The organism is Martinezella sp. CNPSo 3959 (assembly GCF_057784355.1).
Genome location: NZ_JBXSOV010000003.1, coordinates 327,348 through 342,552 on the forward strand (window position 1 = coordinate 327,348; position 15,205 = coordinate 342,552).

Consider the following 15,205-nt stretch of genomic DNA (forward strand, 5'->3'; position numbering starts at 1 on the left):
TCCGAAGCGGGCAGAAAGCGTTTAACGGGGCAGGGCGATGACCGGGGCGTCAGCACGAGTTTCAAATCGCGAAAATGGCAAGGTAAGTGTCAGGGGCCTGGGCAGCGCCATGCGTCAATTGTCTGCGACACTTCTGAGCGCCCTGCTTGTCTTCCAACCTATGTTGGCCAACGCGCAATCCGTTTCCGCGGCAGGATCGGTGCCCACAGTCAATCAGCCGGGCGTAGGGGCTGCCCCGAACGGCGTGCCGCTGATCGATATCGTCACGCCGAACGCCACCGGCCTCTCGCACAACAAGTACGACAACTTCAACGTCGGCACCCAGGGCCTGATCCTCAACAACTTCAAAGGTGAAGTCGGCACGTCGAACTTGGGCGGCGCGACACCCGGCAACCCGAACCTCAACGGCTCCGGCCCCGCTTCCGTCATTCTCAACGAAGTTACATCAGGCAATCGCTCGGCCCTGAATGGCCCGACTGAAGTGTTTGGCGGCAGAGCTGACGTCATCATCGCGAATCCGAATGGGATCACATGCGCCGGCTGCGGCTTCATCAACACGCCAAGAGCGACGCTGACGACCGGCGTGCCGAATATCGGCTCCGACGGCAGCTTGACAGGATTCACCGTCAATGGCGGTGATGTCACCTTCGAAGGGGCAGGCGGCAATTTCGCGGCTGCGCCGGGCGCTGTCGATCTGTTCGACGTCGTCTCCCGCCAGATCCATGTCAACGCGCCGATCTACGGCAAGACCGTGCGCCTGACTGGTGGTGCCAGCCAATACAACTATGCCACCGGCGAGGCGACGGCGCTGACCGCCACCTCGGGCACGCCGGAATATGCGATCGACGGCACGGCGCTCGGCGCCATGCAGGCCGACCGCATCAAGGTCGTCGTCACGGAAAAGGGTGCCGGCGTCAGGATGAGCGGCGATATGGCCGCCAATGCCGGCGAACTGTCACTGTCGGCCGACGGCAAGATCTCGATCGGCAATGCGTCCGCACGCGATGGCGTGACCATTACCTCGAAACAGAAGGTCGCAGCCGCCAAGGTCACATCGAGGCAGAAGGTTGCGATCCGTGCCGACCAGGGCATTACCCTGCAATCGGTTGCAGCGGATAGCGATATCGTGCTTGCAAACGGCGCCGGCCTGCTCAGTGTATCGGGTGACGTCAACAGCGGCGCGACCGTGCAGATGAGTTCGGGTGGCGGGATTGCTGCCGGCAGCGTCGCCGCTGGGAATGGTGCAGCAACGCTTTCCGCAACCTCCGGCGATATCGCGATTGCCGGTGGTGCCAGTAGCACGGGTGACCTTACTCTGACCGCGACGGCCGGCTCAATCTCGGCCGCTTCGCTGCAGAGCTACAACAATCTCGCTCTTACCGCAGGTAATAGTCTTGCCGTTTCCGGCAACGTCCTGGCGCAGGGCAATGTCAGCGCCACTGCCCGGTCAATCTCCACCGGCATGGTTGTTTCCGGCATCAATATTGCCGCCACCAGTGCCGATCCTGGCGGTAATGTCATTCTTGGCTCGGCAGGCAACTTAAGCCTGACAGCAACCGGCGGCAATATCGCTACTGGCAATCTGCAGTCGGCTGGAAGCCTCAACACCAGTGCGACCGGCAATATCACGGCGGGGAATATTCAATCAGCCGGCAATCTTACCGCGATCGCAACCTCGCTCACGGCCGCTAACGTTACCTCGCATGGCGGGCTCACCGTTAACGCTGCGATGAACGCGAGCGGTCAGATTCTTGGAGCGGGCGACATCCGGATCTCCGGGGCTGGCATTCAGGCGACCGCTATCGCGTCCGGCGTCGACTTTGCCTCAACCAACGCCGCTGGTGGCAACATCGTCCTAGGTTCGGCCGGCGCACTCGATCTGACAGCTGCCGCCGGCACCATCACGGTCGGCACGTTACTGTCGGCCGGCGATCTGACCGCCCAGGCTTCCTTGCTGCAGTCTAACAACCTCACCAGTCACGGCAACGTCCGTATTGACGGCGGCATGCGCGTCACCAACCAATTGCTCGGAGCCAGAGATATCACCATCAATGGCAACGCCAATGGTGTCAGCGCCGGTCTGCTTGCGTCTGGGGTCAATTTTGCCGCGACCAAGGCCGCCGGCGGCAATATCGTGCTGGCGGGTAGCGGTGATCTGACGATCAATAACAGTGCTGGCGTCATCCAGGCAGGAACCGTGCTGGCAGCCGGAGCGATCAACGCCACCGGTCAGACCATCACTGCCGATGCGATTACCGGCGGCAAGAGCGTCACGCTTTCGGGCGCTACGAGTGCGACGGCCGGAAGCGGCGGGGTGAAGATTACCGGCCAGGTGCTCGGCGGCGGCAATGTCGGCATCGCCGGTTCCAGCATCTCGGCTGATGCCATCGTCTCCGGTGTCGACATCGCCGCCACCAATACGGCGGGTGGGCGCATCACCCTTGGCCCGACGGCCACGGGAACTGGCAATCTGTCGTTGACGACCGCAGGCGCGATCAGCGCCGGAACGCTGTTGTCTGCAGGCGATCTCATCGCGAACGGCGCATCGATATCCGCAGGCAATATCTCGGCGCATCGCGACATGACGCTTGGCGGCGTGATCAGCGTCAGTGGCCAAATCCTGGGTGCCGGTAACGTGCTGATCTCAGGTCAAAGTTTGTCGGTTCAGACGCTTGTCTCCGGCATCGACTTCGATGCCACCAATGCCGCCGGCGGCAATATCACGCTCGGCCCAATTGGTGATCTAAAGGTATCGGTCAATGGCGCCGTCACGGCGCCCACGATCCAAGCCGCGGGCGTAATTGATGTCAGCGGCGCGTCCGTCACAGCAGATTCGATCACCGGCCACGAGAACATCACCCTTGCCGGTGCCACCACTGTCCATAATCAGCTTCTTGGGGGAAGCAGCGTCAGCATCTCCGGACCAAGCATAAAGGCAGGCAGCATCGTTTCCGGTGTCGACTTTGCCAGGACGGCGGGCGCTAATGGCAACATCGTACTCGCCAGCAGCGGCGACCTGACGCTTGCGGCGGCAAACGCACTCAACGTCGGCTCGCTCCTGTCGGCCGGCGGTCTCGGTGTGACCGCTTCGAGCCTCACCGCGAACAGCGTGAGCGCCCATGGCGATATGATGCTCGGTGGCGCAATCAACGTAACGCAGCAGATTCTTGGATCCGGGAATGTGCTGATCAGCGGCCAAAGCTTGTCGACGCAGACCGTGGTGGCTGGCATCGACTTTGGCGCTACCAACACCGCCGGTGGCAATATCGTGCTTGGCCAGGCCGGCGATCTAAAGGTCACGGTCAATGGCGCCGTTACGGCACCAACCATGCAGGCCGCGGGCGTGATCGATGTTAGTGGCACCTCCATTGCTGCCGATGGGATCACGGGCCACAAGAACATCACCCTTTCCGGCGCGACCGCCGTCAACAACCAAGTCCTTGGCGGTAGCAAAGTCGCCATCTCCGGGCCGACCATCAAGGCTGGCGCGATTATCTCTGGCGTCGATTTTGCCGCTACCGCCGCCGCCAATGGGCATATCGTTCAGACCGCAAGCGGTGATCTGACCCTTGGCTCAAGCGGCGCAATCGACGCCGGAACATTACTATCGGCGAGCGATCTCATTGCGAACGGCGCAACGATAAGGGCTGGCAATATTTCCGCCCATCACGACATGACGCTTGGCGGCGTGATCAGCGTCAGTGGCCAGATCCTGGGCGCCGGTAACGTATCGATCAACGGCCCGAGTCTGTCCGCCCAGAGTCTCGTTGCTGGCCTGGATTTCGATGCCACCAATGCAGCCGGCGGCAATATCGTTTTCGGTCAAACCGGCGATCTGAAGGTCGCAGCAAGCGGCTTTGTGACAGTGCCGACGGTTCAAGCTGCTGGCATCATCGATATTCACGCAGCAACGGTCACCAGCGACGCGATTACCGGTCATAAGGACATCACCGTTTCGGCCGTGAGCGGTCCCGTTAACGTGACCAACCAGGTGCTGGGCGGCGGCAGCATCAGTCTCGCGGGTTCTGCCATCAAGGCCAGCGGCATTGTCTCCGGCGTCGATTTCACAAGGACGGCTGCCGCCAATGGACATATCGTCCAAACGGCGAGCGGCGATATCTCATTGACGTCGCCGGGCGCCATCAGTGCTGGCACACTGCTCTCAGCTGGCAATCTGAACACCTCCGGTTCGACGGTCGCCGCTGACGGCATCACGGCGCATGGCGACGTGATGCTCGGCGGCGCGATCAGCGTGACAGATCAGATCCTGGGTTCCGGCAACGTATCGATCACCGGGCAGAGCCTTTCCGCCCAAACCATCGTGGCTGGTATCGACCTCGATGCGACCAACAGGGCAGGAGGCAATATTGTCCTTGGCCAGTCTGGCAATCTCGCGATTTCGGTCGGCGGTACTGTGGTGGCGCCGACCATGCAAGCCGCCGGCAGCATCAATGCCAGCGGGGCGATCATCAATGCCAACGCCGTCACCGGCCATGGCAACATCACTTTGTCCGGCTCAACCACCGTCACCAGTCAAGTCCTTGGCGGTGGTAACATCGCCATCTCTGGTCCAGGCATCAAGGTCGGCACAGTGGTTTCCGGTGTCGATTTCGCCAGAACTGCAGCCGCCAACGGCAATATCGTTCAGACGGCAAGCGGCGACTTGACGCTTGCGTCGACCGGCTCGATCGATGCCGGCACATTGCTGTCGGCCGGTGCATTCTCGGCCAAAGGCATTACCGTAACCGCCGATGCAGTCACGGCGCACGGTGATATCACGCTTAAGGGCACCGGTACGGCGACCACGAGCGCCGGTGTGAACATTGCTGGCCAGATCCTTGGCTCCGGCAATGTGCTGATCTCGGGCCAGAGTCTGTCGGCACAGACCATCATTGCAGGTATCGATTTCGATGCGACCAATAGGGTAGGTGGTAACATCGCCCTCGGTCAAAGCGGCGATTTGACTGTGAATGTTAACGGGGCCGTTACGGCTCCGACCATACAGGCTGCGGGCAGCATCGACATCAGTGGTGCATCCGTCACTGCAGCTTCAATCACCGGACATAAGGATGTCATTCTTTCGGGAACGGCCGTCGGCGGTGTGAACGTTACCAATCAGGTGCTTGGCGGCGGTAACGTCGGCATCTCTGGCTCGAGCGTCCGAGCTGGGACGGTCGTTTCGGGTGTCGACTTCGCTGCTACTTCAGCCAACGGCGGAAACATCGTCCAAACGACGAGTGGCGACATTTTCTTGACGTCTTCGGGCGACCTCAGCGGTGGAACGTTGCTATCGGCCGGCAATCTCAATGCGTCCGGCTCGACCATCGGCGCTGATAGCGTAACGGCGCATGGCGCTGTGACGCTCAATGGTGCGATCAGCGTCACAAACCAGATCCTCGGATCCGGCAGCGTTTCGATCACGGGCCAAAGCCTGTCCGCCCAAACGATCGTTTCCGGCATCGATTTCGACGCCACTAATGCCGCCAGCGGCAATATCGTCCTTAGCCAGGCTGGTGATTTGACCGTCTCGGTAAATGGCGCCGTTGCCACGTCGACCATACAGGCAGCGGGCGCCATCGACCTCAGCGGCACGTTCGTCGCCGCAGCTTCGATCACTGGCCACAAGGACGTAACGCTGTCCGGAACGGCCGCCGGAGGCGTGAGCGTTGTCAATCAGCTGCTCGGTGGGGGTAAAGTGGGCATCTCCGGCTCAAGCATCCAAACTGGGGCTATCGTCTCGGGCGTCGATTTCGCAGCGACGGCTGCCGCCAATGGGAACATCGTCCAGACGACAAGCGGCAACCTGACGCTCGCTTCGACCGGTTCTATCAAGACCGGCACACTGCTCTCGGCCGGCAGTTTTTCGGCCAGCGGTGCGACCGTGACTGCGGATGCTGTTACAGCGCATGGCGATATCACGCTTAATGGCGTCACCAGCATCGCCGGCCAGGTTCTCGGCGCTGGCAACGTGCTGATCACGGGTCAGAGTCTGTCCGCCCAATCTGTCGTCGCGGGTATCGACTTCGACGCGACCAGCAGGGCAGGCGGCAATATCGTCCTCGGTCGAGCCGGGGATCTTACCGCCCGGCTCAATGGCGGATTGTCTGCATCGACAATGCAGGCCGGCGGTGCCATCAACGTCAACGCCGCTACTGTGGCGGCCGATACCGTCACCGGCCACAAGGATATCGCGCTTGCCGGTACGACGACCGTCAACGGACAAGTCCTTGCCGGTGGAAGCATCAGCCTCTCAGGTCCGAGCATCGCAGCCGGGGCAATCGTCTCCGGTGTCGATTTCGACGGAACGGCTGCCGCCAACGGCAACATCGTTCAGACTTCGAGTGGTGATGTGTCGCTGGCTTCGAGCGGTAATCTCACGATCGGCACGCTGTTGTCCGCGGGCAATTTGACTGCGCAAGCGAGCGATCTGAGCGCGAGCAGCATCATAAGCCACGGCGCAACCGATCTGGCGGCCAGCGGTCGCCTCGACGTCAGTGGCCAGGTCCTATCGGCCGGCAATCTCTCGATCGATGGCGCCAGCCTCAACGCCGGACTTCTGGTCTCCGGCGTGGATTTTGCGGCGACCGTAGCCAACGGCGGCAACATCGTGCTTGGAGAGGCCGGTAAGACGGACCTCACCGCATCCGGCAATGCCACGGCCGGCACGATCTTGTCGGCGGGCGATATCACGGCAAAGACGGCCAACCTCCAGGCGGGTAGCGTCACAAGCCACGGCAATGTCGGCATCATCGGTAACGTCGATGTCAGCAACCAAATCCTGGCCGCGGGCGACCTCACCATGAATGGTGGCAGCATCAGCGCGCCAACCCTGATCTCGGGCATCGACTTTGCCGCCACCAATGCCGCCGGCGGCAACATCGTACTGGCATCGTCTGGCAGCACCAGCCTGACGGCCGCCGGCAATATCACGGCTGGCACGATCCTTTCTGCCGGTGGCTTCATGGCGAATGCGGCTGATGTCATTGCCGACAGCATCACAGCTCATGGCAACGCTGGCATTGTCGGGAATGTCGATATCAGCAACCAGATCATTGCTGCCGGCAATCTCACGGTTAGCGGCGGTCACATCAACGCGCCGACGCTGATCTCCGGCATCGACTTTGCTGCGACCAATGCCCGCGGCGGCGGTATAGTGCTCGGAACTGCCGGCGATATGAATCTGACCGCGTCTGCGGGCATCACCGCGCAGACCATGCTGTCTGCCGGCGCTATCAATGCCAGTGGGTCTGCGATCGTGGCCAATACCATGACCGGGCATGGCGACATTACCCTTGCTGGCAGCAACAGCGTCAATGTCTCGGGCCAGCTCCTCAGCGCCGGCGACGTCTTGCTCTCCGGTTCGACTGTCCAACTCGGTCAGGCAGTTACCGGCGTCGATTTCGCTGCCACTGCGCGATCGTCAAACGGCGCCATCGCTCTCGGATCAAGGGGCGATCTGACTATTAACGCCGCAAGTGCGTCAGCTAGCATGCTGATCGTCGCAGGCAACCTCAATGTGGCGGCGAGTGCCTTTACGGGCGGCAACATCACGGGCCACGGCGCGGTGGCGATCGGTTCGGCCACCAGCCCTGGCGCGGTCAGGATCAACGGCCAGCTCCTGGGCGCTAGCAACGTCTCGGTGACTGGATCTGCCGTCAGCGGCAACGTCATCGCGGCCGGGGTCGATTTTGCGGCGATGGACCAATCGGGAGCCGGCAATGTCATCCTCGGCCAGGGCGGCAATCTCACGCTCGCGAGCACAGCTGGCGATATCTCTTTCAACAGCCTGCTTGCTGCCGGGGCGATTACGGCCAACGCGGCGAACAATATCAGCGCCAATGCCGTCGCCCATGGCGATCTGTCGTTCACAGCGGGCAACGCCATCACGCTCAACGGCCAATCGCTTGCAAGCCGCAACGCCAATCTGTCCGCCAGATCGATGACGATCGATACACTGGTCTCAGGCGTCGATTTCGCCGCCACCAATGCTGCGGCCGGCGGCAGTCTGATGCTGCGTCGCGCCGGTGCGATGACGCTCGCCGCCTCAAGCGGCAGCATCAGCGCCAATTCTCTGCTCTCGGGCGGCAATCTTGCCGCTACGGCGACGCAGAACATCGGTTACAACAGCCTGCAGAGCTTAGGCGACGCTGCGCTTACAAGCCCTGGCGCCATTGCTTATACCAGCACCACCCGCGTTGGAGGCAGCCTGACACTCAATACCGGAGCGCTGGATCTCTCCGGCAGTAGGGGCAGCCGCATTGCCGCCGGTGGCTCGCTAATCGTCAACGCTTCATCCGCCAATCTCTCGGGAAGCAATCTCGTCTTCGGCGGACTGACCCTCAATCTCTCCGGCGGTGCCGATCTTTCCAATGCACAGGTCAGCACCGTCGCCAATGCCGGCGGTTCCGGTGACATCACCATTTCCGCCGCAGGCCTTGCCACCACTGCCAACACATCGCTGCTTGCGGCGCATGACCTGACGCTCAACCTGCCGTCGCTCGGCAACACCGGTCAGCTTGCCGCCGGCAACAATCTGACCTTCAACGTCGCTGGCGACTTCTACAACAGCCCGTCCGGCCTCGTATTTGCGGGCAATAGTGCCAACCTCTTTGTCGGCGGCACGCTCACCAATGACCAGGGCGCTATCCTGTCCGGCAACGGCCTTGCCATAGCAGGGGTCGGTGGCGGTCAACGTAACGGCGCCGTGGTCAACTCTGCCGGTCTCATTCAGTCCGGCGGTTCCATGTCGATTCTGACCAATGGTCTGAGCAACGTCACGACCTCGGCGCCGGCAATCCAGCGCAATGTGCAGATTTCCAATGCCATTCTCAGCGCCTATGACGTGATCACCAGGACTTACCGCTGCGCGACCCGCTGCAACGGCTCGGGCGATCATGACCCTCCGACATATACATGGGTACAAGCAGTCGATCATCTGGTCAGCCAGATCGTTTCGCAGGATCAGTTGATCAGCGGCGCCGGCGCCTCTGCACAGATCCGCGCTGGTGGAGATCTGACCATCAATGCGATCAATCTCTGGAATGGCTACAGCTCGATCAAGTCCGATGGCAACATGCTGCTTACCGTTGCGGGCACGCTCACCAACGACGGCGCGACGCTGAACCGTGTCACCCAGACGATCTGCGACAGCAGTACTCCATGCCAATATTACCCAGACGTCGTCTCCTCCGACCCGACGCAAGGCGGGCTGGATTGCAGCGGCCCCAATCGGCCATGCATCGGCAGCAGTGACCCTGCACTCGCCTATTCGCCGAATCCCAATGGCACGCGCGATCCGTCACGCGATCTGAACCCCGGCACCACGGTCGGCGTGCAGGTAATCGGCGCTATTTCCGGTGTGATCCAGGCGCGCGGCGCCCTTGCCATCAATGGCGGCGGTGCCGTCAACAACGTCGCCTCCAATGGTTCCATCGCCGGTCAGGTTGCGATCGACGCTCCGGCGACTGCGAACAATCCGCTCGGCGCCCTCAACAGCATGACCGCCGGCGGGGCCTTGTTCAACGTCAGTGCGGCGCTTTCGAACGTCGCAGCCAACGGCGGCGCCAACGCGGGCAGCGGTCCGGCGCTTACTGGGAGCGGTCCGACGATCGGTTCGGGACCGACGATCGGCGGTGGCAATCTGCGAGCCAGCGGCGGCACTTCGATCAACAACGGCACTTTGACGGCAAATAGCGACGTCGCGGTGAGCAACCGTCGCGTGACCGCCACCGACGGTCCTTTGGTCAGCGGCGGCAACATGGCCGTGGCCAACGGTGTTGCGGTCAGCAGCACTGCCGTGACAACGACGGCTGGTACATCGATAGGCAATACTGGCGTGACCGCAGCGGCAGGACCCGCAATCAGCGGCAACACCCTGACGGCTGCTGGCGCTTCGGTCAGTCCGAACAGCCTCATGGGCAAGCTCACCGCCGCGATCGGCAATAGCGGTAATCTCACTCAGATCCTGCAGACAAACGGCACGCAGCTCGCAGCTCTCGCCAAGCCGCAGTCCGGCGGGGTCGGCGGCACGGTTCCAGGCCAGGTCTTCCTCTTCGAGACGCGGGCGGCCTTCCTTGACGTCTCCAAGTTCTACGGTTCGGCCTATTTCATAGACCGGATCGGATATACGCCCGAGACCAAGGTTCCCTTCCTCGGCGATGCCTACTTCGACAATCAGCTCATCGACGAGCAGATGCGGCAACTGGTCGGCAATGGTCTTGGCGCGGGATCCTTCGTTCCCGGCGATAACGCCACCGACCAGATGAAAGCATTGCTCGACAACGGCGTTGCCTATGCCGAGGCGAAGGGGCTTGGCCTCGGCCAGGCGTTGACGCCACAGCAGGCCGCGTCGCTGACGCAGTCTATGGTGATCTACCAGACCGAGATCGTCGATGGAGCGCCGGTGCTGGTGCCGGTCGTCTATCTCTCGGCCGCCGATCGCGCCAAAACCACGTCCGCGGCCATAATCGCCGGCAATACGGTCAGCATCGATGCCAGCTCAGTCGACAATTCCGGCGCGATTGCCGCAGCCGACGGCATGACCATCAATGCGGGCAGCATCAAGGCCAATGGCGGCGCCTTCCTCGCCGGCGGCAATATGAATCTCAATTCCGAAAACGGCATCACTCTTGCCGCCCAGACCATGAATATCGGCGGGCAGACCGTGGTTGCCGCCAATGGCGGCATCACGGCCGGCGGCAACCTGAAGATGGATGCCGGCGCGGGCAGCCTGACACTGAGCGGCACCAAGGTTGCCGCCAGTGGCAGCGCCCAACTTTCCGGCCAGACCGTCACGCTCGGCGCCGTCAAGCAGGACAATGGCGGCGTCCAGACACTGGTCGGCACCACCGTAACCACTGGTGGCAATCTCAGCATTGCCGGCACCAACGGCGTCAACATCATCGCCAGCTCCGCCAAGGTCGGTGGCGATCTTTCCGTTCTCTCCTCCAGCGGTTCGGTCAGCATCATTTCCGCCGGCGTCGACAATACCGTTCTCGGCAAGGACCGCCTGAACCTTTCGCAGGGCGGCACCATCACGACCACGACCAGTCAGATCCAGCAGGGCTCGTCGCTCATCGCCGGCGGCGCCATGCTGGTATCGGGCAACCAAGGCGTACTGATCGGCGGCTCGTCGCTCACGGCCGGTGGCAATCTCGGCATCGTCTCGACGAATGGCAATATCGCGATCACGGCCTCGCAGGATCAGACGACCAGCCAATCGAAGACAATCGCCGGTGCTGCCAACGGCTATAAGGGCGGCCAATCGTCCTCGACCGCGGTTACGAGCAACGGTTCGTCGATCATCTCGCAGAATGGCAACGTCACCGTCCAGGCTGATAAGGGCAACATCAGCGTCATTGGCTCCGATGTCAATGCCAAGGGCGGCACCGCCAACCTCGCCGCCAAGGGTGACATCACCATTGGTGAAGCGACTGACAGTGCATCCTCTTCCAGCAAGTCCGGCTCGAAGAAGGCAAGCGAAGCGACGACCACCGCGAACGGTTCGTCGATCTTAGGCCAGACCGGCATCGGCATCGCCTCCAGCGGTGGCAACGTTACGATCTCGGCCTCCGACGTCACGGCTGGTGATGCGACCCATACCGCGAACGCCAATGTCCAGGCGGCCAACAACGTCGTCATTGCCTCCGGTAAGGACACGAAGGAAACGACCTCCGACAGCAAGTCCAGTGGGTTCCTCTCGTCGTCGAAGACCCATACCCATACCTACGACGAGAATACGGTCGGTTCCTCGATTTCCGCATCCGGCAATATCACCGTCAACGCCGGTGGCGAGGCTGTCGTATCGGGTTCGGAAATGGCAGCGGGCAATGATCTCAGCCTCTCCGGTTCCACCGTCACCGTCATGGGGGCTCAGGAGGAACACGAGAGCGATAAGCAGACCAAGAAGTCGGGCATCGGCGTCGGTTCCGGCGGTGGGTTTATCTCGATCTATGGCAGCCATGACAAGACGATCAGCGAAAGTTCGAGCGACAATATCGGCTCGACGCTGTCTGCCGCCAATGGCAATATTACGCTCAATGCCACTAAGGGCGACCTTAATATAATCGGTTCGTCGATCTCGGCGACAAACGGTGATGTCACGGGTAAGGCAACCGGCGATATCAACATCCTGCCGGGCCATGAGAGCGACGACACCTCGAAGAGCGACAAGCGATCCGGCTTCGGTATCCAGGTCTCGACTAACGGCGGCGGCGCCTCGATCGGCATCGGTGTCGGGCGCTTTACCGATCAAGTCAACCAGAGTGCCGATACCAATGCGGTATCCACCATCAAGGCGGGCGGAGACATCACGCTTAAGGCCGGCGACACCTTCAACGATCAGGCGGGACAGATTGCCGCTGGCGGTGGCGTCACCATCGTCGGGAAAAACGGTGTCAATATCCTCTCCGGCAATGACATCACCAACTTCGATGAGGTCGCGACGAGCTTCTTTGCTGGCGTCAGCGTCGGGGTTTCCTCAAGCTTCGTCGGCGCCAGCCAGAGCATCGAGAACCTTGCTTCCAAGCTTGGCAAGGTCACGGACGGCTATTCGGCTGCCAACGTCGCCTTTGCCGGGATGAAGGCCTATCAGGCGCTTTCTGGTCTCACAGATAGCGTCGGCGCCGGCAATCTCGCCTCCATCTCGCTGACGGCCGGCTTTACCTACTCGAAGAACGAGACTTCGGTTTCGACCTCGACACCGGTGTTGCCGACGATTTCAGGCAACTCGGTCGATATCTCCACGAATGGAGACTTCACCAGCCGTGGCCTGCAGATCTCTGCAGCCTCCAATCCCGATCATGCTGACAATCCCATGAATGGGAGCGTGCTGATCTCGGCTAACAACATCGACATGGCCGGTGCCCAGGCGACGTCCAACGCTTCTTCGCGCAGCCAGTCGGCCGGCGCCAGCATCGGTGTGTCGGTTGGCGTCGGCATGGGCGGGGCGACAGGCATCACGCCGACGGCCAGCGTCTCGGCCGCACAGTCGAAATCGGCGAGCTCGTCGACCACGCAGGTGACCTCGGGCGTCAGCGCCACGGACAATATCACCTTCATCTCCAAGGGCGACACGACGCTCAACAATACCGTCTTCTCCGCCGATACGATTAAAGGAGACGTCGGGGGCAATCTCAATATCGTCTCGACGCCGAACACCGGCAGCCAGTCGAACAGCTCGTCCTCGCTCGGCTTCTCGTTTACCGGCCCGACGATCGGCAATACTCCCGGACAAGATCTGTTGACATCAGACAATATCGGCACGGCGCTTGGCGGTCTGACGCTGGGTGGCGTGCAGCCGGGCTTCGGCTCCGGCAAGGGCTCGACCAACTGGATCGACACGCCCGCGGGTCTTTATTCTACCGGCGACCAGAACATCACAGTCGGCGGCAATACCAATCTCGCCGCATCCGGCCTGATTTCGAGCGATGGCCAGGTCAATCTCGATACCGGCACGCTGACTTGGTCCGACTTTGTCGGTACGCAGAAATACCAGGGCTATGAGGTCAATGCCGACATCGACCTCTATTCCGGCGCGGACGCCAACGGAAAGACGACCAACAATTCGAGTGCCAGCGGCAAATACCAGCTCGATGATGTCGAGCAGTCCGTCAAGGCGACGATCAGCGCCAGCGGTGGTGCCGGCAACGTTATCATCCGCAATTCTGACCAGCAGGCCTCGCTCGAGCAGGGCGGACAGACAAGACCGGTCGATCAGATCAACACCGATCCGTCCCTGCAGAACGTCATCACCAAGGACAAGCATATCGATCTCGAGCCTTATGTCTCGGTGCAGAGCCTGCAGGCGGCCTTCGACGCTGGCAAGACGGTCCTGCAGGCGATCGGCGACGCATTCGATAAGATGGTCGCGGATCGACAGATGTCGTCGGGCGACGGCCAGACGGCGCGCACCGTCCTGTTAAACCTGAAGGACCCGCAGCTTCGGGCCGCACTGATCAGCTGTGCACAGCAGGCCAACGGTAGCGCGTGCTCCGGAGTCGACCCTGCATATGGTGCTGTCTCGCCCGACCTTGCACGCACACTCATCGGCATCGTCACCGTGACGAGCTCAGAGGATAAAATCACTGTCCGGGAAACCGGGCAGGCGGTCGAAGGTGAAGGCGAAATTCCTGAATCCTGGGAAGAGTTCGAGAAAGAAATTGAAGCTGAAAACGGCCCTGTCCTACGTACACGGATCACGTCTCCCAGTCAGGTGACCTTACCCCAGAGTCTCTCCTGGCTAAATGAGAGCGGCGGCATTGCGGTCAGCGGCTCGGGCAATCTATTCCGCAGTGTCGGCACTACAGAAGACGGCAGCGAGCCCGTCTACGAGGAACTCGGCCCGAGCGGTGAAACCACAGGCAAATACGTGACGCTCGATAGCGGCGGAAATCCAATGAATGTGGGCGGAAATAGCGGTGTCGCCTTCTTCCGGCCGCCGAGTACGGCAACTTCGCCTGCAGTTGTCCAAGCGAGTGCAGTTGTAGATCCGCGGAAATTTTCGGACTACATTTTCAAACCGGAAGCTGACCATGGAAAGGATGTGGTGTTCACGTCTTTAGGCTACAGTGCCGATGACACTGCCGAACTAACTCAGATTTGGCAGGCCCAAGCTGCAGCGAAGTATGCAGATGGTGAGTACACGATGGGCAAAGCGGATCAATACGGGCAACGTATCGACATTGAGATTGCTCTGCCAGGAAAAGGCATAGCAAGCGGGCAGATCAGCTATCTTCGATCTGGCTGGATGATCCAGCCAGATGGATCACTAAAGTTGAATACGCCATTTACGGGCTTCACGAGGGGTCGCTGATGAAAATCTCTATCTACAACCGCGTACGCTACCTAGGACCACTTAATACAAAAGAAGAAATTAAGGCTGGAGACATCGGCTATGTTATTGAGGACTATGGTGACGGCAACTTTGAGGTTGAGTTCTCGTATCCAAACGGAGTGACCAGGGCACAGGTCGTGATTTCAGCCAGCGATTTGGAGTCGGTAGAGAAGTCGTGATCTGTTTATCAGGAACTTGGCCCCGGTGATGAAACCACAGGCAAATATGTGACTGTTCAGTTTCACAACGCTTTAACCCGGATTTGCATTGAGATTTACGGTGACAGTGCACTCAATAAGATTTCACATCACGTTACCCAAAAGCGGGAACGGGCGCACAAATTTCTTTTGCATTCAGACCAAGCTCATCATT

At 60.9% G+C, this 15,205-nt stretch carries 2 protein-coding genes; both read left to right on the forward strand.

Translation table 11 applies throughout. The features are described 5' to 3' along the window. Positions 1-109: 109 nt before the first annotated feature. A complete protein-coding gene (locus AC13RE_RS12285) occupies positions 110-14,812 on the forward strand; it encodes a hemagglutinin repeat-containing protein (protein ID WP_488563127.1) in 14,703 nt (4,900 codons plus the stop codon). Continuing rightward, a complete protein-coding gene (locus AC13RE_RS12290) occupies positions 14,812-15,012 on the forward strand; it encodes a DUF4926 domain-containing protein (RefSeq protein WP_488563128.1) in 201 nt (66 codons plus the stop codon). Before AC13RE_RS12285 ends, AC13RE_RS12290 begins: the two co-directional genes overlap by 1 nt. Positions 15,013-15,205 lie beyond the last annotated feature (193 nt).